At 35.7% G+C, this 22,607-nt stretch carries 23 protein-coding genes; 15 read left to right on the top strand and 8 right to left on the bottom strand.

Annotated elements, in window-relative coordinates:
- Positions 1 to 5: 5 nt before the first annotated feature.
- The gene (locus FLS47_RS08350) at positions 6 to 557 is read right to left on the bottom strand and encodes a thioredoxin family protein (RefSeq protein WP_149913911.1); all 552 of its coding nucleotides are present in this window, start codon (positions 555 to 557) and stop codon (positions 6 to 8) included.
- Positions 558 to 686: 129 nt separating this feature from the next.
- Between FLS47_RS08350 and FLS47_RS08345 the strand changes: the two genes are divergently transcribed.
- The 5 genes from FLS47_RS08345 (at position 687) to FLS47_RS08325 (ending at position 7,027) form a co-directional block, all read left to right on the top strand.
- Positions 687 to 3,389, top strand: a complete 2,703-nt coding sequence (locus FLS47_RS08345; RefSeq protein WP_149913910.1) for a TonB-dependent receptor — start codon at positions 687 to 689, stop codon at positions 3,387 to 3,389.
- The gene (locus FLS47_RS08340; RefSeq protein WP_149913909.1) at positions 3,382 to 4,272 is read left to right on the top strand and encodes a GLPGLI family protein; all 891 of its coding nucleotides are present in this window, start codon (positions 3,382 to 3,384) and stop codon (positions 4,270 to 4,272) included. Before FLS47_RS08345 ends, FLS47_RS08340 begins: the two co-directional genes overlap by 8 nt.
- A gap of 145 nt (positions 4,273 to 4,417) precedes the next feature.
- Positions 4,418 to 6,322 carry a molecular chaperone DnaK gene (gene dnaK, locus FLS47_RS08335; protein ID WP_149913908.1) on the top strand — a complete coding sequence of 635 codons (1,905 nt, stop codon included), beginning with the start codon at positions 4,418 to 4,420 and terminating at the stop codon, positions 6,320 to 6,322.
- 108 nt (positions 6,323 to 6,430) lie between these two features.
- The gene (locus FLS47_RS08330; RefSeq protein WP_149913907.1) at positions 6,431 to 6,619 is read left to right on the top strand and encodes a hypothetical protein; all 189 of its coding nucleotides are present in this window, start codon (positions 6,431 to 6,433) and stop codon (positions 6,617 to 6,619) included.
- Positions 6,620 to 6,661: 42 nt separating this feature from the next.
- Positions 6,662 to 7,027 (top strand): hypothetical protein, encoded by a 366-nt coding sequence (locus FLS47_RS08325; RefSeq protein WP_149913906.1) that lies wholly within the window; start codon positions 6,662 to 6,664, stop codon positions 7,025 to 7,027.
- A 41-nt stretch (positions 7,028 to 7,068) separates the two neighbouring features.
- Here FLS47_RS08325 and FLS47_RS08320 read toward each other — a convergent pair whose 3' ends face one another.
- The 4 genes from FLS47_RS08320 to FLS47_RS08305 all read right to left on the bottom strand — a co-directional run bounded on the left by FLS47_RS08320 (position 7,069) and on the right by FLS47_RS08305 (position 10,619).
- Positions 7,069 to 7,284 carry a hypothetical protein gene (locus FLS47_RS08320; RefSeq protein ID WP_149913905.1) on the bottom strand — a complete coding sequence of 72 codons (216 nt, stop codon included), beginning with the start codon at positions 7,282 to 7,284 and terminating at the stop codon, positions 7,069 to 7,071.
- A gap of 85 nt (positions 7,285 to 7,369) precedes the next feature.
- Complete coding sequence (locus tag FLS47_RS08315) at positions 7,370 to 8,059, bottom strand: TIGR02117 family protein (RefSeq protein WP_149913904.1); 690 nt, start codon at positions 8,057 to 8,059, stop codon at positions 7,370 to 7,372.
- Positions 8,060 to 8,125: 66 nt separating this feature from the next.
- Positions 8,126 to 9,037: a nucleotidyltransferase family protein gene (locus tag FLS47_RS08310; RefSeq protein WP_149913903.1), complete on the bottom strand. Its 912-nt coding sequence runs from the start codon at positions 9,035 to 9,037 to the stop codon at positions 8,126 to 8,128.
- A 34-nt stretch (positions 9,038 to 9,071) separates the two neighbouring features.
- Entirely contained in the window at positions 9,072 to 10,619 is a 1,548-nt protein-coding gene (locus tag FLS47_RS08305) for a helicase HerA-like domain-containing protein (protein WP_149913902.1), read from the bottom strand.
- Between the two features lie 195 nt (positions 10,620 to 10,814).
- Between FLS47_RS08305 and FLS47_RS08300 the strand changes: the two genes are divergently transcribed.
- The 4 genes from FLS47_RS08300 to FLS47_RS08285 all read left to right on the top strand — a co-directional run bounded on the left by FLS47_RS08300 (position 10,815) and on the right by FLS47_RS08285 (position 14,424).
- On the top strand, positions 10,815 to 11,174 hold the full coding sequence (locus FLS47_RS08300) for a hypothetical protein (RefSeq protein ID WP_223225190.1): 360 nt from the start codon (positions 10,815 to 10,817) through the stop codon (positions 11,172 to 11,174).
- 123 nt (positions 11,175 to 11,297) lie between these two features.
- The gene (locus FLS47_RS08295) at positions 11,298 to 12,866 is read left to right on the top strand and encodes a SulP family inorganic anion transporter (protein WP_149913901.1); all 1,569 of its coding nucleotides are present in this window, start codon (positions 11,298 to 11,300) and stop codon (positions 12,864 to 12,866) included.
- Between the two features lie 34 nt (positions 12,867 to 12,900).
- Positions 12,901 to 13,536: a carbonic anhydrase family protein gene (locus FLS47_RS08290; RefSeq protein WP_149913900.1), complete on the top strand. Its 636-nt coding sequence runs from the start codon at positions 12,901 to 12,903 to the stop codon at positions 13,534 to 13,536.
- A gap of 240 nt (positions 13,537 to 13,776) precedes the next feature.
- The gene (locus tag FLS47_RS08285) at positions 13,777 to 14,424 is read left to right on the top strand and encodes a carbonic anhydrase (RefSeq protein ID WP_149913899.1); all 648 of its coding nucleotides are present in this window, start codon (positions 13,777 to 13,779) and stop codon (positions 14,422 to 14,424) included.
- A gap of 83 nt (positions 14,425 to 14,507) precedes the next feature.
- On the opposite strand, the gene FLS47_RS08280 is transcribed toward FLS47_RS08285, so the two are convergent.
- Together FLS47_RS08280 and FLS47_RS08275 are read right to left on the bottom strand one after the other, a co-directional pair.
- A complete protein-coding gene (locus tag FLS47_RS08280; protein ID WP_149913898.1) occupies positions 14,508 to 16,742 on the bottom strand; it encodes a M56 family metallopeptidase in 2,235 nt (744 codons plus the stop codon).
- Positions 16,743 to 16,746: 4 nt separating this feature from the next.
- Positions 16,747 to 17,118: a BlaI/MecI/CopY family transcriptional regulator gene (locus tag FLS47_RS08275; protein ID WP_149913897.1), complete on the bottom strand. Its 372-nt coding sequence runs from the start codon at positions 17,116 to 17,118 to the stop codon at positions 16,747 to 16,749.
- 220 nt (positions 17,119 to 17,338) lie between these two features.
- Between FLS47_RS08275 and FLS47_RS08270 the strand changes: the two genes are divergently transcribed.
- Together FLS47_RS08270 and FLS47_RS08265 are read left to right on the top strand one after the other, a co-directional pair.
- Entirely contained in the window at positions 17,339 to 18,625 is a 1,287-nt protein-coding gene (locus FLS47_RS08270) for a citrate synthase (RefSeq protein ID WP_149913896.1), read from the top strand.
- A 73-nt stretch (positions 18,626 to 18,698) separates the two neighbouring features.
- Positions 18,699 to 19,274 carry a hypothetical protein gene (locus FLS47_RS08265; protein ID WP_149913895.1) on the top strand — a complete coding sequence of 192 codons (576 nt, stop codon included), beginning with the start codon at positions 18,699 to 18,701 and terminating at the stop codon, positions 19,272 to 19,274.
- Here the strand turns inward: FLS47_RS08265 and FLS47_RS08260 are convergent, their stop codons facing one another.
- Positions 19,275 to 19,682: an RNA-binding S4 domain-containing protein gene (locus FLS47_RS08260; RefSeq protein WP_149913894.1), complete on the bottom strand. Its 408-nt coding sequence runs from the start codon at positions 19,680 to 19,682 to the stop codon at positions 19,275 to 19,277.
- 106 nt (positions 19,683 to 19,788) lie between these two features.
- On the opposite strand from FLS47_RS08260, the gene FLS47_RS08255 reads away from it, so the two are divergent.
- The 4 genes from FLS47_RS08255 (at position 19,789) to folP (ending at position 22,597) form a co-directional block, all read left to right on the top strand.
- Positions 19,789 to 20,610 carry a 2,3,4,5-tetrahydropyridine-2,6-dicarboxylate N-succinyltransferase gene (locus FLS47_RS08255; RefSeq protein WP_149913893.1) on the top strand — a complete coding sequence of 274 codons (822 nt, stop codon included), beginning with the start codon at positions 19,789 to 19,791 and terminating at the stop codon, positions 20,608 to 20,610.
- Between the two features lie 12 nt (positions 20,611 to 20,622).
- Positions 20,623 to 21,204, top strand: a complete 582-nt coding sequence (locus tag FLS47_RS08250; protein ID WP_149913892.1) for an L-threonylcarbamoyladenylate synthase — start codon at positions 20,623 to 20,625, stop codon at positions 21,202 to 21,204.
- A 7-nt stretch (positions 21,205 to 21,211) separates the two neighbouring features.
- Positions 21,212 to 21,691, top strand: a complete 480-nt coding sequence (locus FLS47_RS08245; protein WP_149913891.1) for a DUF4920 domain-containing protein — start codon at positions 21,212 to 21,214, stop codon at positions 21,689 to 21,691.
- A 66-nt stretch (positions 21,692 to 21,757) separates the two neighbouring features.
- Positions 21,758 to 22,597 carry a dihydropteroate synthase gene (folP, locus tag FLS47_RS08240; RefSeq protein ID WP_149913890.1) on the top strand — a complete coding sequence of 280 codons (840 nt, stop codon included), beginning with the start codon at positions 21,758 to 21,760 and terminating at the stop codon, positions 22,595 to 22,597.
- Positions 22,598 to 22,607: the final 10 nt, after the last annotated feature.

Here is a 22,607-nt window from a genome sequence, read left to right as displayed (position 1 = left end):
ATGTACTAAGATAAAAGTTTTATGATATCATTTTGAATTTCAACACCTTTATCTTCATTATACCACTTTTGAAGAGATTCTTTCATAGCGTTGAATTCAACACCTTCTTCTTTCCAAAACAAATATAACTCTTGGAGTTTTTGAGGACGCGGTCCCCAAACAGCTAAATCATTATTATTTGCATCTCGTATAATCAGCTTAGGAATAGACTTCCCCCCATTTGTTAAATAATTCTCAATCATAAAAGGCTCCTCGTCACGCAATTGAATATCCACCTTGATATTTGCATTATTCTCCACCATATTAATCAATTGTGGAACTGAATGTGCTGCATCACCACACCATGGCTCCGTAATAATAATCCAAGTTTGTGGCTCTTGTATTGAAGAAATTAGAGCTTTGAGCTCATCGTTGGGCTCAAATTTATTTAGCCAACGATTGGTTCTTGACCAATTTAGTTTGGCATAATTGTAATAATTTTCATCTTGATAAACAGGATATTGCTCAGGATTTAAGATGATCTGCTCGAAATAATTTAAGTATTCTTCAAAAGTCATATATCAGTGTTTTAAGGTTAAACAAAAGTACTTTTTTACGAAATATTATTTGTCATAAATTTGTTGGTTCTCGATTAAACCTTTTTATAAAACTTCCATCTAAGACCCTAATACCATAAACCAATTTTAATGAAAAGCATCATTTTTACCTTTCTTGGACTTCTGATTTCAAGCTTGAGTATAGCACAATCAAATTTAAATGGGAAAATCCTGGATAAAGCGGATAATACCCCCCTAACAAATGCAACAATTATATTACTAAATCAAGATTCGATCTTACAATATCATACCAGAGCGAATGAAAACGGAAATTTTGAATTCAAGAGAATTAAAAACAATGATTATATAGTAATAATCTCTTACCCCAAATTCGAATTGTATTCTCAACCAATCCAACTTAACAAGAATACCACATTAGATAACATTCTACTGAATTCTCAAGCTAATTTGATAGAAGAAGTGGTTGTGACAGGAAGAATTCCAATTCGTATCAAAGGAGATACTATCGAGTACGATGCCGGCAGTTTTGAAACAGAGAAGAATGCTAAATTAGAAGATCTATTGAGAAGGCTTCCGGGGCTTACAGTTTCTGGTGATGGTGCAATCACCGCTCACGGAAAATCAGTTGCTAAGGTATTGATTGATGGAGAGGAATTTTTTGGTTATGATCCTAAAATCGCTATTCGTAATGTCCGCGCTGATGCGGTTGACAAAGTTCAAGTGTATGAACGTAAGTCTGAACAAGCTGAGTTAACGGGCATCGATGATGGGCAGCGTATTCAGACGTTGAATGTAGTGCTCAAAGAAGAAGCACGCGTTGGTGTATTCGGCAACATCGAAGCTAACCTCGGAACGGAAGAATTATATACAGCCAATCTCTTTGCTGCAAAGTTTAACCGAACAGAACGCATTGGAATCACCGCTAACACCAACAATATGGGCGCATCAGCGGGAGGGCGTGAAGGTGGATTACGCATGAATAGCCAAATAACAGGTGAACCAAAAAACTCATCTATTGGAGCTAATTATGAAAATCAGTTCTTTAGCAAAAAGCTGAACGTGAACGCCAATTATAATTTTAATGATGCGAGTAACCGCAACGAACGTGATAGCTACAATAAAGAGATTGTTTCTAATGATCAAATCCAAGAGACAAACAGCAGCTCCAAAAATGAGAATGCTAACCAAGGACATAACTTTAGATCACAATTTAGATGGCGTATAGATTCGACGTCCAATATGGAAGTGCATTTAAATGCACGACAAAATCAAAGTACAGGCTTTAGTAGCTCGGAGAGTTTTATGCTTAACAATGCGACCGACTCTGTACGTGACTTTAGGAGTTCTAACCGCAATTTCGGAGACAATCTTTCCAACGATTTCCGAATAAATTATCGCAAACGACTCAACGCCAATGGAAGATCGATTAATATTCACGTGAGTAATGACATGAATCAGTCCAACCAAGAAAGTGAAGTCTTTCAACGCACTTATTTACACAAAGACAATAGAGAAACAATCGTCGATCAGACAAGGATAAATGAATCTGATGGTAATAATTTTTCTACACAATTACAGTTTTCTGATCGCATTACCCAACAAATGTATTACTCTATAGGCTATAATTTTGGGTACAATAAAAACAAGAATAAAATTGATGCATTTAATAATGATGGTGGGAATCAAACAATTGACGAACAATATTCACAAAATCTAATAAATGAGTCTAGCAATCAAAGCGTCGTAGCAAATTTGAATTATAATACTGAAAAATTAAATTTCTCTCTTTCAAATCGAACGAACTATAGAGATCAGGGGATAAATGACTCTTACCGAGATATTGATCTTAGCAGAAGTTTTTGGGATAATGATTTAAATATTAATGGTAATTATAGAATTTCTAATCGAAAAAATCTATCTGCATCTTACCAAAATAGTTTTGATGTACCTTCATTTGGACAATTGCAACCATTGCAACCACAAACTTCACCTATCTTTTTACAATTAGGAAATCCAGATTTGCAGCGAGCTGTGAACAATAATTTCAGGTTGAATTACAATACTATGAGTCTTTTAAAAGGGACAAGCTGGAATTTAAATTCTGCAATAAGTTTTAAAAACAATCCAATCGTAAACAAACGAACTGTAACTGACACATTGACGACAAGCACCTATGTCAATGTAATGGGTAGATCCAGTTGGAACGCAAACTTAAATGCAAACCATGGCAGACCTATATTTGACCGCAAGGTGCAATTGAATATATTTTCAGGAGCGAATTATGGAAATGGATTTACATATACACGCTATTCGGAAGATGGTTCACGAAACGATCAGGGGCAGTATGAACTAAACAATACGCAAAACGCATCTGTTTTTACAGGATTTAGTTTTAATGAACAAGATTCAAAAGGTTTGGACTATGATTTTAACTGGCGTGTGAATGTAAATAATCAACGTAACAGCCTACAACGTGATTTGAATTATACAAATCTAAGTACTGGCGGATCAACTTATTTACGCTACTTTTTACCAAAACAGTTTAATATTACCACACACATAAATTATAGTGTAGAAGGACCAACCAAATTTTATAACAAATCAATTCATCAATTCTACACAAACCTGGAAATGAGCAAGAAGCTATTAAAAAATCAAAGTTTAGTAGCTAGCGTAAAAGCATTTGACATATTCAAAACATTCAATACAACAAATAGAAATGTCTCGGATACACAATTCTCAGAATCAACACAATTGATGTTGACACGATACTTTTTATTTGGTCTAAAATGGGATTTTAACAAAAATTTAGGAAAGAAAAACAATGAATAAGCTAATACTAACATTTATATTATTAATCTGCTGGGGGCAGAGTGATGCACAGTACGCCTATTTCGGTACAAGAGGTAAAATTTCATTTGACAAAGTCACGTTCACCAAAGCAAGAGTACGCAGCATGACTCAAAATGCGGATCCAAATATGATGATGCGATTTGGTGGTGGAGGCGGATTTAATTTGGATAATATGCCCGAATCGACCACACAAAAGTTGATGTTATATTTTGATGAAAATAGCACCGTATTGACAGTAGACCCTTCGGCCGAAGAAACTGCAACACCAAATAATTCGGGCAATAGAGCTGTTGTGAGAGCTGGCGCAGGTGGCGGTAGAGGTGGAAATATGGGCGGTGGAAATTTTAGGATGAATGCTGGTGTCGGTGGAAATATGCCTCGAGGTAGAATGAATAACAATTCTAAAGTTTTTCATCAAAATCTAAAAGATGGCACCAGTAATGTGCAATTGGAAATCGACGAAAAGTACATCATATCTGACAGCCTTAACAATATTACATGGCGATTCACCAACGAATACCGAGAAATTGCAGGTTTCGAATGCCGAAGAGTAAATGGTTCTACACCTGATTCCCTTTATTTAGTCGCATTTTATACGGATCAGATTCCCGTTTCAGCCGGACCAGCCTTAAGTAGTGGTCTTCCGGGCATGATTATGGGATTGGCTATACCGGAAATGCATATTCAATATTGGGCAACAAAAGTGGATTATACAAATGATACTACACCTACAGATTGGAAAGACAAAAAAGCCAATGCATTGACATTAGATGATTTTGTCAAAAATTTTGGCAGAATGTTTCAACGTGGACGTGACAGTAATACGGCAAAAAGGCAAATTCAAGAACAATTAATTTACTAATCAAAGACAATTTGTCACACTATTGTGGCAGAATTAAGACATATTGATGATAAACATTAGATTTTATGGTCAAAATAGTTGTTGGCACAAGGGTTGATATATACTTATCAAATTTGAATAAATAGTAAACAACAAAATACATAATATGTCTAAAATAATAGGAATCGACTTAGGAACTACGAACTCATGTGTCGCTGTAATGGAGGGTAATGAGCCAGTAGTAATTGCTAACAACGAAGGAAAACGTACTACACCTTCAATCGTAGCATTTGTAGATGGTGGTGAGCGTAAAGTAGGTGATCCTGCAAAACGTCAAGCAATCACAAATCCATACAAAACGATTTATTCTATCAAACGTTTCATGGGAACTTCTTTTGATGAGGCTTCAAAAGAAACATCTCACGTACCTTACAAAGTAGTAAAAGGTGACAACAATACTCCTCGTGTGGAGATTGATGACCGTAAATATACACCTCAAGAAATCTCTGCGATGACACTTCAAAAAATGAAGAAAACTGCAGAAGATTATTTGGGTCAAGAAGTAACACGTGCGGTAATCACTGTACCTGCTTACTTCAATGATGCACAACGTCAAGCAACTAAAGAAGCTGGTGAGATCGCTGGTCTTAAAGTTGAGCGTATTATCAATGAGCCTACAGCTGCAGCTTTAGCTTACGGTCTTGATAAGGCAAACAAAGATATGAAAATCGCAGTTTTTGACTGTGGTGGTGGTACACATGACGTTTCTATCTTAGAATTAGGTGATGGTGTATTCGAAGTAAAATCTACTGATGGTGATACACACTTAGGTGGTGATGACTTTGACAACGCAGTAATCAACTGGTTGAACGATGAGTTCAAAGCGGAAAACAATGGTTTTGATTTGAAAAATGACGCTATGGCGTTACAACGTTTGAAAGAAGCAGCTGAAAAAGCTAAAATCGAGCTTTCAAGCACTACTTCAACAGAAATCAACTTACCATATATTACTGCTGACGCTACAGGTCCTAAGCACTTAGTACGAACATTATCACGTGCCAAATTCGAGTCTTTAGTAGCTGATTTAGTAAAACGTACAATCGATCCTTGTCGTACAGCATTGAAAAATGCAGGTTACACAACAGCTGACATCGATGAAATCATTTTAGTAGGTGGTTCTACACGTATCCCTGCTATCGTTGATGCAGTAAAAGAATTCTTCGGTAAAGAGCCTTCTAAAGGTGTTAACCCGGATGAAGTTGTAGCTTTAGGTGCTGCTATCCAAGGTGGTGTATTGACAGGTGAAGTGAAAGACGTATTGTTATTAGACGTTACTCCTCTTTCTTTAGGTATCGAGACAATGGGTGGTGTATTCACTAAATTGATCGAAGCGAATACTACTATTCCAACTAAGAAATCAGAAGTATTCTCTACAGCATCTGACAACCAACCATCCGTAGAAATTCACGTATTGCAAGGTGAGCGTCCAATGGCTGCAAACAACCGTACTTTAGGTCGTTTCCAATTGGCTGACATCCCTCCTGCTCCTCGTGGTATTCCTCAAATCGAAGTTATATTTGACATCGATGCGAATGGTATCATCAAAGTATCTGCGAAAGATAAAGCAACTGGTAAAGAGCAAAATATTCGCATCGAAGCTTCTTCAGGTTTGTCGGATGAAGAAATCCAAAAAATGAAACAAGAAGCAGAAGCTAACGCTGAAGCGGATAAAAAAATAAAAGAAGAGGCGGATAAAATCAATGCTGCAGATGCTTTAGTGTTCTCTACTGAAAAACAATTGAAAGAATACGGCGATAAAATCTCAGCTGATAAAAAAGCGCCTATCGAAGCAGGTTTAGAGAAATTAAAAGCAGCTTATGCAGCACGTAATTTCGAAGACATTGATACAGCTTCAGCTGAATTGAACAATGCTTGGACTGCTGCTTCTGAAGAAATGTATGCAGCTTCACAACAAGGTGGTGCACAACAACCTCAAGGTGACGCTGGTCAATCTTCACAACAAAAAGGTGGCGATGACGTTCAAGACGTAGAATTCGAAGAGGTTAAATAATCTATTTCACCAATACAAAAAAATCCCCTAAGAAAATTTTCTTAGGGGATTTTTTTGTATTGTAGCAGTCTAAGTATCTCTTCGATATATTAATATAAACTTACAATTATGAACAAACTCCTTCACTTCCTATTCTTTACACTGATACTAATTGGTTGTGGTAAAGATAAATTGGAGAATCAAAATGATTTTGAAAAAAGCTATGCCACTTTTCAAAAATTTAAAAAAGAAACAAAGAACACCTATACATATAAAACAACTGTACAATCGTATTATGATGGGATTGTTCGCGAGTAAACATTTGAAATTGTTGAAGGGGTGGTAACAAAACGATCCTTTATGTTCAAAGAAATTGGCAACAATAAACGTCCAGAAACAGGTTGGACAGAAGAATCAGCAAGATTAGCTTTCCAAGCTACTGATTATACCGATGAAGCAATTGCAAATCTGATTTCTAAATTAGAATGGGTAGAGGAAAAAGACCAATTAGGCACAATGGAAGCAGCCCCCTTAAACATATGGACTTTAGACCAAATTTATGATAAAGCTAAAGAAGAATGGTTGATTAAACGAGCAAATGCACAAATACACTTCGAAACTAATAATAATGGATTAATTTCCTTAGCGGGATATGTACATAATGGATGTCAAGATGACTGCTTCACAGGCATTAAAATTATAAAAGTAGAAAAGCTCGAAAATTAATAAATTCGTGCTTTCATATTTATCTTAAATATAATTATTTCTTAAGCTTCAACCTTTAATATAAAGGTACTATCATTTAAAGCCAATTTAACACCAATCTCATCAAATTGAATAGAAAATTCGCCTTCTAACTTCTTAGCAATTTCAACAACTTTTATATCGCACAAAGATTCTTGAACATAATTTACAGCTGCAACCAATAATACAGTCGCAATTATAATTCGTCCTAAACGACCAAAAAGTGGATAAAAGTTCATATGGTTTGATTTATTACCCAAATATAAATCATAAAACCTTTATAATTAAAATATTAGATATAAAAGAGTTGTTACAAATCGCTAGCTACTTATCGTACCCATACCACCGTAATATCCCTTTATCAAACACCGTCCAGATACCAGACGGAAGATCGGCCTTTTTGAGTGCAATATTAGTCCAAGTATTGCAAGAATAGAACATACTATAAGAACCCAGTGCTTCATAAAAAGCATCGGTATCACCATATTGGGCATTAGTTTCAATATAGATAGGCTTTTTGTCCTCCTTAGTTTCTAAACTTTCAAGCACATGTTCAATCAGTTTTTGATATTGATCTTTACTAACTTCAATTTTATAACATAACTTATCTTCAACTACGCTGTGATGAAAGGTCACATGCAATGCTGTTTCTCCTATTCCCAATGCAGCAACTAATGCTGTTTTGGCAGTTAGATCTTTCCATTCGGGTGTATTGAGATAGAATCCTTTGTCTCCCCAACCAATTCCAACCCATTTGTAGGTAGTATCTTTACTTTTTGTATCTGAAGTCGGAAAAATTTCACGCCAATCCAACAAATCTGTCTGTACGGGGAATACAATATCTGTGTGCACATCATTGGATAGCAAATAGATGTTGTAATGCGTTTCCGTACTAGCAGAAGATTGTGAGTTTGCAGGAATGCGCGACAAGATTGCATCCGCGGCAAAATACAACGCTACAAATACCACCAAAATACCTAAAATATACAGCAGTACCATTTTGAAAAATCTCATAATTTAAGTCATAAAAAAAGTGCAAAAAACTTCTGCACTTTATATTTTATTCAAAACAAATTGTGTTTAGAAAAGTTTTTCTGGATAAGCTCCTTGAGCAATTAATGTCGAAATGCTTTCTTGAACAATCGGTTTGTCTTCCGGATATGTCACACCAAACCATTTAGACGATGTTGGAATAACTTTGAAATCAGCCATTCCATTTTTTACCATATGATCTGGAATAGATGGAATAAAGAATTCTGCTTTCGGATTATTGGTGTTCGCTTCCACAAAAGCTGGAAATAAATCGAGACACACGTCAAAAACTTTGGGCGTAAAACCCCAAAAATTCATTGAAACACGTGTTTTTGGATCCAAATCGTATTCTACATCATTCTCATTAAATACAATTTTACGGTCTTCACCTTCGCCTTTATAATATATATTTGTACGTTCAGTTACAGAGTCCATATTACCCTCTGGACTTACTTCACATACACCACGAGATACATATCCGTAATCAGACATTGTATTTCCTACTTCAAATCCCATTAACGACATATTGCTATCTGAGACATCCGCTGTTAAAAACTTAGCCATTTTCTGAAATGCATCTGTACCGTAGAAATCATCTGCATTAATTACACAGAATGGACCATTAATTTTATCTTTAGCACTCATTACCGCATGTGCTGTACCCCAAGGTTTAGAACGTTCGATGACGCGATCTACGCCAAATTTAGTCAAATCAAAATCTTGAAAAGCGTAATCCACATCTATTTTACCTGCTAATTTAGCATCAAATTTAGCACGCATCATTTCTTCAAATTCCTGACGAATAATAAATACTACTTTTCCGAAACCTGCCTGAATAGCATCGTAAATAGAATAATCGACGATTGTCTCACCGTGTGGCCCGAATCCGTCCACTTGCTTCAATGATCCATAACGACTTGCCATTCCAGCTGCAAGCACTAATAAAGTAGGTTTTTCCATATTGTTTAGTAAATAATTAAATTCCGCAAATATACTATTTCTTTTTAAAGAATGTGTTCAATAATCCTGTTGCCAATTTACCTAAAAGTTTTACACCTTCACGTGCTAATGTTCGACTAGCTTGCGTCTGCGCTGCTTCTAACGGAGATTGTCTTCTCGAGCTTGAAGAACTTGATTTTGAGGATTGTTTTGCTGCCTCTGCTTGAGCTTTTTCACGCGCTTCCACTTGCAAGTCATGTGCTTCTTTTTCTTCTATTATTTCCGCTGCTGTACGTCTTTCGACCCGCTGTTGGTACTTGCTATAGAATTCGGAGGATTGTGTGATTTGATTATACGTTTGTGCTGTACAAGGTCCCATTACAGCTCGTGCAGGCACCAAATGCGTAGCGACCACTTCAGTCGGTATACCTTTATCATTTAACACAGTCACTAACGCTTGCCCAGTCCCCAAAGAAGTCAATACTTTGTCAATCTCGTAAAATTGAGATGTTGGATAGGTTTTGACAGTTTTTCGCAAATTCTCAGCATCATTAGGTGTAAAAGCCCGTAACGCATGTTGAATGCGATTACCCAATTGACTCAATACACTTTCTGAAACATCTGTAGCGGCTTGTGTACAGAAAAACACACCAACTCCCTTCGATCGAATAAGTCTAATAATTTGTTCTATTTGCGCCAAAAATGCCTTTGGGGCGTCGCTAAATAACAAGTGTGCTTCATCTAAAAAGAATACCAACTTAGGTTTATCTAGGTCGCCTGCCTCGGGTAACTTTTTGAATAACTGTGCTAATAAACTCAATAGAAAAGTCGAATATAAGACGGGTTGATCTTGAATATCAGAAATATTTAATAATGTAATCACACCTTTACCATCTACTCTTCCGAACAAATCTTGAATATCAAATTCTTTTTCTCCAAAAATATGAGCCACGCCTTGTTGTTCTATTGCCACAAGCTTACGTAAAATAGCACCCGAGCTTGCCGAACTTATCTTTCCATAATCATCCTTAATCTCAGCGGCTCCAGCTCCTTCTGACAAATAAGATAGCAATCGTTTTATATCATCGAAATCAACAATCGGCATATTGTTGTCTTGCGCATATTTAAATATAACGCTTAAGACCCCAGATTGCGTATCGTTCAAATCCAAAATTCGTGCTAACATCACTGGGCCAAAATCTTCTACTGTCAAACGCATGGAAGCTCCCAATTTGCCTGTCAGTGAAAATATTTCAATAGGAAAATTTGAGGGTTCGAAAGGAATACCTACAGCATTGCCTCGTTCTATTAGAGCATCATTCGTCTTCCCTGGCTCAGCTAACCCAGACAAATCACCTTTTACATCCAGCATGAAAACAGGGACACCCTTGTCAGACAACTGTTCTGCCATCAATTGTAATGTTCTCGTCTTTCCTGTACCCGTAGCTCCTGCGATCAGACCATGACGATTCATCATCTTTAAGGCTAAATTTACCTTCGCGTCCGTTACCACTTCCCCATTTAGTATTCCAGAGCCTAATTGAATATACTCTCCCTTCGGACTATATGAAGTTGTGATTTTATTGATGAATTCCTGTTTCATTAGTTTAAAAATAAGATTTTCTAATTTAGAGATAAATATACAAATCTCTATGATCAAATTATAACCATCACTTTAACAAGAATTTAATTTCCAAAATTGAAATTATTTGAAATTTTATCTTGTTTTTGTCACAATTTCACAACAAAATTCCTTTTTCACTTGTTTTTTTTGTGAGAAAAGTTATTTTTGTAGGGTATGAAAGGAAAATCTGCAATGTTTGATAAGGGAAAAAGAATCATAGCTGCAAAGCTTTGTTTTTTTGTCTTCTTTACGAAGATGCTTATTTCCGCTACACCCATTTTTAATAATATGCTTGACAAAGGCACGGTTTTACAAGTTGTCTTGCAACTTGAAATAGAACTTGGTGCTAAAAATGCAAACTCAAGCAATGAAGATTTACATGAGCATTCTATAAAGATTTTTAAACCTGACGCAATAGATTTAAGTTTCAATCCTGCCGTAGAAAATAGTGGCAAGCAAAGAAATTATTTAAGAAACGAAAAATCCATTTGCAGCTTCCATCCAAGAGTTCCGACCCCGCCTCCGAACTGTTAGTTTATTTTTAACGTTTTTATTGGGCTTTGCCAAGGTATTAACCCTTATTAAGACATATTCTTAATGAGATGGCATTTTCAATCTTGATTTTTAATAAATAAACAACAATTATCATAAATTATTATGTTTGGAACTCGTGTGTCCGCTTTTCTTAAATTATCGAAAAGGGACTTAAAATATGATTTACCAGCGTCAATAGTCGTATTCTTAGTCGCTTTACCCTTGTGTTTAGGTATTGCTATGGCATCAGGAGCACCATTATTCGCTGGAGTATTAACAGGTGTTATTGGAGGAATAGTGGTAGGTGCTATCTCCGGTTCTCCGTTGAGCGTATCTGGACCTGCTGCGGGATTAACAGTTATTGTTTTTGGAGCAATTCAGAAATTAGGCGCTTACGAAACTTTCTTATTAGCAGTCGTTATTGCTGGTGTGCTTCAATTAATTCTGGGAATTATCAAAGCAGGTATGATTGGAAATTATTTTCCATCATCTGTAATCTTAGGAATGCTTGCAGCAATTGGTATTACGATAATTTTAAAACAATTGCCTTTGGCATTTGGAATGACAGAAGCGCACGCGTTTGAATTGGATAACGGAGGTGGCATTGCTGCATATACGGATACGATCTTTTCCAGTGTGAATTGGGGAGCTACAATCATTTGTTTCTTATCGTTGGCAATACTTATATTTTGGCCATCTATTAAATACCTGAACAAAATGCCGGCACCACTTGTGGTGGTATTGTTGGGGGTAGGATTAGGCTTTGCTTTTCAAGGTACCGAAATGGCGTTAATTCCATCGCATTATGTTTCCATACCGGAAGTATCATCTATAGCACAGTTTACACAGTTATTTGTTTTCCCAGACTTCACGCAAATTGCGAATAAAGAAGTTTGGATAGTTGCCTTCACTTTGGCAATTATTGCAAGTTTGGAGACATTATTAAGCTTAGAAGCTGTGGATAAGTTGGATCCATTCAAAAGAAATTCGCCAACAAATAGAGAATTAGTTGCTCAAGGTGTAGGTAATATGACTTCTGGTTTTCTAGGTGGTCTACCAATGACATCCGTTATTGTTCGTTCATCAGCCAATGTAAACTCTGGTGGTCGTACACGTCAATCCGCTATTTTCCATGGTATCTGGTTATTAGTTGCATTGATGGCAATTCCAGCAATCATCAATCTAATTCCATTAGCATGTTTGGCTGCCATTCTTTTGCACACAGGATTCAAACTAGCTAAACCTGCTTTATTCCAACAAATGTTTCGCAAAGGATTAGATCAATTTATACCATTTGCAACTACTGTAGTAGCGATTGTATTTACAGATTTATTAATGGGTGTAGGTATTGGTATCCTAGTAGCTACATTTTACATCTTGCGTGCAAATATGCAAAATGCCTATAAATTTGAAATCACCGAAGAGCAAATTGCGGTATTGACTTTGGCAGAAGAGGTTTCTTTCTTAAATAAAGTACCAATCCAGCAAAAGCTATATAGCTTACCAAAATCCGTTGATAAGGTAATCATCAATGGCGAGAACAGTAAATTTATTGATAAAGATGTATTGGAAGTGTTAAAAGATTTTGAACAGAATGCCATGAGCAAAGGTCTTGAAATCGAGCTGAATGACGTGACATACAAACGCAGGACAGCACGCACCAAACAAAACAAACTACAGAAAATAGTATAATATTTATCAAGCAATAACAAATTAAAAATATATAATGAAGGCACATACTTTAGAAACTCAAGCGACAATTACTCCAGATAAAGCATTTGAAATATTAAAAATTGGTAACGATAGATTTGTTCAAAACTTAAAAGCTAATAGAGACTTATTATCTCAAGTAAATGATACGAGAGAAGGACAGTGGCCATTTGCGGTTATTTTAAGCTGTATAGATAGTCGTACATCTGCAGAATTAATATTTGATCAGGGATTAGGAGATATTTTCAGTATTCGTATTGCTGGAAATTTTGTAAATCAAGATATTTTGGGTTCTATGGAATTTGCTTGTAACGTCGCTGGCTCTAAATTAATTGTTGTTTTAGGACACTCGAAATGTGGTGCATTAAAAGGAGGTTTAGATGCGGCTGCAATCCAGCAGACGGAGATGAATAATCTTAGCCATTTAGTTGGTCATTTCAACCCTATCATTGAGAATATACTTGAGGAAGGAGAAGAGCGTTCTTCTAAAAATGAGGATTTGTTGGAAAGATTAAACGTTCAAAACGTAAAACAAACAATGGAAGATATCCGCAATCAAAGTAACACTTTGAATAAAATGGAAAAAGATGGAAAGATCAAAATAATAGGTGCGAACTATAATGTAGAAACTGGTGTGGTAAGCTGGATATAATTTCGATCACACTTTTCATTAGGTTATTCTTTCTGCGAAAAAAATAACTGGAGAAGTAAAAGACCTCATAAAGCAGTAGTAATTTAATTTTGCTACTGCTTTATTGTTCTAATATACCTTTTTACAATGCCTTGTAAATAAAATTCCAAAAACACAAATTATCATATCGAAGATTCGAATTATTAATAATAAATACGGTAATTCGTATATTCAAACAAAAAAAACCTAATAATTATTAAAATGGGTAACAAAGAATTAGAATTAGGATTTAAAAAAATATTACAAGGGAACAAAGAGTGGGTTGATTTCGTAAAACAAGACGAATCAGGCAGATTTCAACAATTAGCAAAAGGTCAAAGTCCAGAAGTATTGTGGATTGGCTGTGCGGATAGTAGAGTTCCGGCAAATGAAATCACAGGTAAAAAACCAGGTGAAGTATTTGTACACCGTAATATTGCAAACATGGTAATCCACTCTGACATGAGTATGTTATCTGTATTGGATTATGCGGTTAATGTATTGAAAGTGAAACACGTAATCATTGCAGGTCACTACGGTTGTGGCGGTGTAGCTGCTTCTTTGAGCCGTCAACAATTTGGTGTAATTGACAACTGGTTGTGCCATATCAAAGATGTTTACCGCTTGCATGCTGCTGAAATTGATGCTATCGAAAATCACGAGGATAAAGTAAATCGTCTTATTGAATTGAATGTTCAGGAGCAAGTTTTCAACCTATGTACAACTTCTATCGTACAAAATGCTTGGAAAGATCGTGATGATTTAGCGGTTCATGGAATGGTTATCAATATTGGTACAGGTGAATTAACTGACTTAGGCTGTACTTTTACAAGTAACGAAGATCTTGGTGAAGTATTCGCTTATAAATAGGAAGCTGAATTTGTATAGCTTAAAAAAGGGTTTGAAAATATGTTCGAACCCTTTTTTATATAATTTAGAATTTGGAAATATATTTATTTCTTTTTGTGCCCTGTAACTACAACTTCTTTCACCTTGTCATTTGACATAGTTTTGCTTGAATCTGTATGTGATTTATCGATTTTGAAACCTGTAACTACTACCTCTTTCTGATCATTACCTTTTGTTTGAATGGAAATAACTCCATTTTTTCCTTTATCACCATATAAGGCTGTTGCACTTTGATCCTTTAACACAGAAATTGACTGAATATTATTTACATTTAAAGAATTCAAATCAAAATTACTCTCCATTTCCTTTTCATCAACAATGATCAAAGGCTTATTCGTTTGAAAAGAACTAAAATTTACACGCTTTTCTTTAGTAATTAAAGAAGCATCATCTATTGAAATCCCATTAATGACTCCTTTTAGCTCTATTTTAGATTGAGGTTCCTGTTTATAGCCTACTACTAAAACTTCATTTTTCTGACGTTCATTTTCAATTTCTCTAGTTATTGCTTCCTTGATTTTAACATTAACTTTCTTTTGGTCGTAATCCTTAGTATTTATCACCACAACCCCATCCTTTCCTTTATCACCATAAATCGCTGTGGCACTTTTATCTTTTAATACCGAAATAGATTTAATGTTATCGGGACTTAAAGATCTTACAATTTCGCCTGTGCTTACTTTACCATCCACTACATAAAGAGGTTTTATATCTGGATTTGAAAGAATAACAGATGCGCCACTTTTACTTGACGATATAATATCCTTACCTAGGCTATCTTTGGAAATTAGCTTTATTGGACTAGAAGTATCTGATTTCATAAAAGTCAATTCAAACTTCTCATTAGTTTGAGCATTTTTCCTATTCTTTGAAGATTCGTAATCATAGAATGGAGCTAACTTTTTCAAAGCTTCAAAATCTGCAGATTGACCTTTTATTACACGTTTTTTACCATTTTCTTCTACTGTAAAAGTAAGGCCACGTTCGTTTCCCTCGTTCACCATCTTTTGCAACTGCTCTACCGGATAATTTTTCGCAATCCAATCACGCGAAGTAATCACAAAATATCCTTCAGCGTTTTCTTTGCCTATCTTCTTCCGTATATACTCTTTATCTGTATAAATATCTACTGCATAAATGTCGGATCTAGAGAAATCATAAAATTCATCTAATGACACTAACTTCTCATCAATTTTGAAAAAGAGATTCTTACCTCTCAATTCTTCTTTGTTAAAAGTTGAAGGAGCTAACGGATAATCCGCATTATAAATTTGTTGACTAGTGTCGACGGATATAATATCCGTACCAATCGTATTTTTCAACAATTCACCTACTTCACCTTGCATTTTTACTTTTAGTGGTTCAGATATTACAGTAGTTTGTTGTGATTTCTCAACTATTTTCTCAATATTATTTTCGGCTTTACTTACTGTAAAAGACATTCCCGCGATCAGAAAAACTGGTAGTAAGAAAGCATACTTGCTCAATTCCAATTTGGAAGAGCGCTTTTTGTTCATCATCATAATGCGCTTTTTTAGGGTTTTAAAATTAAAATGGTTACTCATGCCCACCGCAACACCTTGTCGCGTGACATGCAATAGAGAATATTGATAGGTTTGCTTGTCCACGCCCTTATTCAGCACCTGTTGATCGGTCAGGAATTCTAAATTTTGACGTACAGCTTTGCGCATTAACCATACGAAGGGATTGTACCAACAAACCACCAATATGATTTCGAACAACAAAATATCTACCGTGTGATGGCCTCTCACATGTACAATCTCGTGCGCGAAAATATCTTGCAATTCAGTTTCCTGATGTTGCTCTTTGTGTATATATATTTTATTGAAAAATGAAAAAGGAACAATTGGAAAAACTACATTGCGAAAGATGTAGGATTGCCACGAAGAATTTTTGGAATGCAAATGTATTCGCAACAAACTAAATAGCTGCATCAGCAATTTAAATACAAATAGCACTGCCAAGATGGCTACAACCGTGATAATGACATCCAACAATGTAATTTGACTAGTACTAGTAGCTGGCATATCGAATGTTGTAATTAATTCTGGTGGTAGAACAGTTAGCATAACTTCGTTTCTCGTAAACCAAGATTTAATATCGATAAACGGGTACGCAAATGCATACAGACTCCCTACGACAAAGTACACCCTATTCAACGTGTAAAAAGTCAAACCCTTCAATAAGAAATAATAACCCAAAAAGATTAACGATATAAGAAGGTTTACTTGAAGTATGTAGGTTAGTAGATTTTCCATCTCTTTAAGATTTATTGTCCTTGATCATATTGAGAATTTCTTTCAATTCACTTTCACTAAGCTTCTCTTCCTTGATAAAGAATGAAACCATTTCTTTGTACGAGTTTTTGAAATAATCGCCCACGAATGAATTCATAAATTTAGCGCGGTAATCCTCCAATGAAATAAGTGGCTCATAACGTTTGGCATTTGCGTATTTAACAGCCTTTACATAGCCTTTACGTTCTAAGTTTTTGACTGTAGAAGCAAGTGTAGTGTAAGGAACTTGCTCTTCTGGCTTCATATTATCTAATATTTCTTTCACAAAACCACCATTCAATTGCCAAATGGATAACATTGCCTCTTCTTCTTGTATCGTTAATTTCTCTAAGTTCATATCGTCATGATTATATTTCACAACACTAATCTACGAAAATTTCGTAGAATAAAAAATTTTTCGTAAAATATTTAACACTTTTTGACGGAAATAGATAATCAGATAGTTAAAGAATTATTTAGTTTACGATTTATGACTGATAAATGTCATTTAAACTTGTTTTAAGTTTAGTTTTTCTTGTTGAATTTTATACTTTTGTGTATATACAAGAAATTTGATTATGTCGGAAACAGCATCTATTACTTTAAATGGCAAGACGATCGAGTTGTCTGTAATCACAGGAACGGAGAACGAGAAAGCTATTGATATTTCAAAATTAAGAGACCAATCAGGATATATTACTTTAGACCCAGGATTCAAAAATACAGGTGCAACTAAAAGTGCAATTACATTTTTGGATGGCGAAAAAGGTATTCTTAAATACCGTGGATATAAAATTGAAGAATTAGCAGAAAAATCCACTTTCTTAGAAGTTGCTTACTTATTGATATACGGCGAATTACCATCTAGAAAAGTTTTAGAAAAATTCAGATCTGATATCAAAGGGAAAATGTTGGTACACGAAGACATGAAAAATTTCTTCGCTGGTTTTCCATCGAAATCCCACCCTATGGGTCAACTTTCGTGTTTAGTAGGTGCTTTATCGGCATTCTATCCAGAATCATTAAATCCAAATCAAAACGAAGAAGAAGAATACGAAACGATCGTAAACTTGTTGGGTAAAATGCCAACAATCGTTTCTTGGATTCAAAAGAAATCATTAGGTCATCCAGTTGTATATCCTAAAAAAGATTTAGGATATATTGACAACTTCATGAACATGATCTTTGGTGAAGTGAACTGCGATAAAATCTTTGATGATGCAGTACTTGACGCTATGCGCGTTTTATTAATCTTACACGCAGACCACGAGCAAAACTGTTCTACATCGACAGTACGTATCGTAGGTTCTTCGAATGCGAATTTATATGCTTCTATTTCGGCAGGTATCAATGCTTTATGGGGACCACTTCACGGTGGAGCTAACCAAGCAGTAATTGAGATGTTGGAAGACATCAAAAACGATGGTGGCGATGTAAAAAAATATTTAGACAAAGCGAAAGACAAAAACGATCCTTTCCGTTTGATGGGATTCGGTCACCGCGTATACAAAAACTTCGATCCTCGTGCTAAAATCATCAAGAAAGCAGCAGATGATGTATTGGAGAAATTAGGTATCAATGATCCTGTATTGGATATCGCAAAAGGACTTGAAAAAGCAGCTTTAGAAGATCAATATTTCATTGACAGAAAATTATATCCAAATGTTGACTTTTACTCGGGTATTATCTATCGCGCCTTAGGTTTTAACTCAGAAATGTTTACTGTATTATTTGCATTAGGTCGTCTTCCAGGATGGATCGCACAATGGAAAGAAATGCGTGACAACAAAGAGCCTATCGGTCGTCCGCGTCAAGTATACACAGGTGATGTAGATAGCGTTTATATCGATTTAGATAAGAGATAATTTTCAATAATAATTATATAAAAGGCAGAATGTAACGTTCTGCCTTTTTAGTTATATCCCATTTTCGTTTGTTATGAAATCAATTTTAAGCCTATTAACTGTTATAATATTCATAGGATGTACTTCATCTTCCCCTTATAAAAAGGAGGCTATCGCATTGAATAACAAAGCTACACAGCTATTTCTTACCAACCCTGATAGCGCTTTAATCTTATTCGATGAAGCAATTGCCCTAGATTCGTCCTATCATTTACCTATTCAAAATAAAGCTAATCTTCTGATCGATCAACGCAGATATGAAGAGGCAAAAGTAGCAGTAGACGAATTATTAGCTAAAAAAGAATACCCAGAAGCTCTACAAATGAAAGGAATGCTACTAGAGAAATTAGGTGATGATACTGAAGAAGCACAACTTACTTACAAAAAAGCTCTTACTATACATCAAAACCATATCGATACACTTCCTGAAAATAAAATTGCCGCGGAAAACATGTCAATAGCACTTACATATTTTCTATTAGGTGACACCACTCAAGCCAAAAAACTTATTCTGGAAAATAATGTTAAGGTAAGAAATGTGGGAATAGGTGATTCCATTCTGAAATACATCGATAACAGACGACGAATAATTGATATTATAATAAAGTAATTATTCTTCGTTTTCCCACCATTCACTCGCTTTCAAATCATCGATTTCACGGCGATCACGTTTTGTAGGTCTACCTGTTCCACGATCACGTTTTAGAATCGGAGCTTGGAACATTGATTTATAACTATGTGTTTCTTCCACAGGCGTACGATCTTCATAAAATTGCACAGCAGTTTTTGCATCTACGCGACGCTCTAAAAGTCCAACTACATAGATAAGTTTGCGTTCGATACCTTTTTGTACGGCATACGTATCTCCCACCTTCACAACGTATGAAGGCTTTATATTCTGTCCATTCAATTTGACACGTCCAGCTTTGCAGGCTTCAGTCGCCAAACTACGCGTCTTGAAAACCCGAATAGCCCATAAATATTTGTCAATACGTAATTTTTCAGATTCATTTGCCATGCCCAAAAATACTACATTCTTTCAAAATAATGACCTTAATTGGCTATTCATTTCGAGAAAAATGAGCATATTTGTAGTTAGTATTTAGTGATTTATAAAAGAAAAAATGGAAATTCAAAAACTTCAAAAATTAATCGAAGAAGCTTGGGAAGATAGACAATTATTAGGCAATAAAGAATATTTTGAGGCTGTACAGACTATCATTATGAAACTGGATATTGGCGAATTGCGTGTAGCAGAACCAATTGGCAACCGTTGGCATGTAAATGATTGGATCAAAAAAGCTGTAATTCTTTATTTCCCAATCCGTGATATGAAAGTCATTGAAAACACGCCTTTTGTGTATCACGATAAAATGAAATTAAAAACTAACTACAAAGAATTAGGTGTACGTGTTGTACCTGGAGCTTCTGCACGTTACGGTGCTTATTTAGCTAAAGGTGTAATCATGATGCCTTCATACGTAAATATAGGTGCATTCGTTGATGAAGGTACTATGGTCGACACTTGGGCTACTGTAGGTTCATGTGCGCAAATTGGTAAAAATGTGCATTTATCTGGTGGTGTAGGTATCGGTGGTGTATTAGAGCCTGTACAAGCTGCTCCAGTGATTATCGAAGACAACGTATTCGTCGGTTCTCGTGCAATCGTGGTAGAAGGTATTCGCGTAGAAACAGAAGCTGTATTGGGAGCTAATGTAGTTTTGACTGCGTCAACAAAAATTATCGATGTTTCAGGTCCAGAACCAGTAGAATACAAAGGCTATGTTCCAGCGCGTTCGGTAGTAATCCCAGGTTCATATACAAAGAAATTCCCTGCGGGTGAATACCAAGTCCCTTGTGCTTTAATCATTGGTCAACGTAAAGAATCTACAGATAAGAAAACATCATTGAATGATGCATTGCGCGAGCACAACGTAGCTGTTTAATCTAATTTCGACATGGCCAGTACATTTGTAGATAGAGAGGATATCAATCAAGCATTAGAGACATTGAAAAACGGTGATCTCATTTTGTACCCAACGGATACGATTTGGGGTATAGGTTGTGATGCGACGAATCCAGAAGCGGTAGAGAAAGTATTTGCCTTGAAAGGAAGAGATAAAAGCAAAAGTATGTTGATTCTTCTGCATAATGACAATCAATTGGCAAGTTATGTACGCGAAATTCCAGAAGTTGCTTATGAATTGATAGAAGTTACGGAAAGACCATTAACTATTATTTATTCTGGGGCTAAAAATTTGGCAGAAAATGCTATTGCTGAAGATGGCACCATAGGTATTCGCGTTGTAAATCATCCTTTTTGTCAACAATTATTGCAACGGTTTAGAAAACCTATTATTTCGACATCAGCAAATATTAGTGGTCAATCATCTGCTGGTAATTTTGATGAAATCTCTGATGAAATCAAAGATGGTGTTGATTATATCGTTAAGTTTGGTCAACATGATACCTCTAAAGGGAAACCGTCTCTAATAATGAAATTAGATCCTTCTGGAAAATTTGAATTTATACGTAAATAATAATTCTATGAAAAAGTTAATTACACTGTGTGTGTCTTTGATGGCGATGACTGCTGTAGCTTTTGCCCAACAAGACATTAAGCCTGCAAAAGTAGGTGTTCAATACGGAAAAGCGATCACGAGCAAAGATGCTATTTCTGTAGCAAAACTAGAAAGCACTTTAAAAACCAAAAAACAATATTCAGGTAAAATAGAGGGTGAAGTAGTCGGAGTATGCAAAAAGAAAGGTTGTTTCTTGACCTTGAAACGTGCTGGAGAGGTTGATCCTATCAATGTACGTTTCACGGATTACGGTTATTTTGTTCCCGCTGATCTTATCGGAAAAACTGTTGTTGTTGAAGGAAAAGCAAAAGTAAAAGAGCTTTCTGTAAAGCAATTGCAACACAATGCAGAAGATGAAGGCAAAACCAAAGAAGATATTGCTAAAATTACACAACCCAAAACAGATATTAGCATCGTAGCTGATGGTGTTTTGGTTGTAAAATAGTATTTTATACCACATTGAGGAAAGGCTGTAGTGAATATTACAGCCTTTTTTATATTTTTACAAAGTATGAATAAGCTGAAGACTTCTCCTTGTCAATCTATCAATATTAAAGGCACGTTGATGACATTTGAAAAGCCCTTAATCATGGGAATTTTGAATGTTACACCTGATTCATTTTTTGATGGGGGGATGCACAATTCATTAGAAAATGCGTTAAAACGCACAGTACAAATGATAGCGGATGGTGTAGATATAATTGACATTGGTGCTTATTCTTCACGTCCAGGTGCGACACTTATATCTTCACAAGAAGAAATAGATAGAGTGATCCCGATTATCGAAGCCATTACTGAGAAATTCCCAGAGATTCCACTATCAATTGATACGTTTCGTGCTGATGTGGCAAAAGCTGCAATTCAAGCTGGCGCACATATTATCAACGATATTTCAGGAGGAATTTTGGATGATGAAATGTTTGCAACTGTTGCAGAATTGCAAGTACCTTATATATTGATGCACATGCGTGGCACACCAGAAACTATGCAACAACTCACGGATTACGACGATGTCGTGAATGATGTGGCAGTGGATTTGGGTACTAAAATTGCTAAATTACGAGCATTGGGCGTTAAGGATATTATTCTGGACCCAGGATATGGCTTCGCCAAAACGATCGAACAGAATTACGAATTGCTGTTGCGTGTAAATGAATTGCATTATCATGGGCTACCTATTCTGGGAGGCATCTCCCGAAAATCCATGATTTATAAAAAACTTGGTATCACGCCACAAGAATCTCTAAATGCCACTACGGCATTGAATACTATTTTACTCGAAAGAGGTGTACAAATCCTACGTGTGCATGATGTCAAAGAAGCAAAACAACTGATACATTTATTATACTAAACCTATCTAT

This window comes from Sphingobacterium cavernae, from assembly GCF_008520265.1.
GTDB classification, from domain to species: Bacteria; Bacteroidota; Bacteroidia; order Sphingobacteriales; family Sphingobacteriaceae; genus Sphingobacterium; species Sphingobacterium cavernae.
The sequence above is the reverse complement of the archived record's forward strand: the minus strand, read 5'-3'. Positions and strand labels throughout refer to the sequence as shown.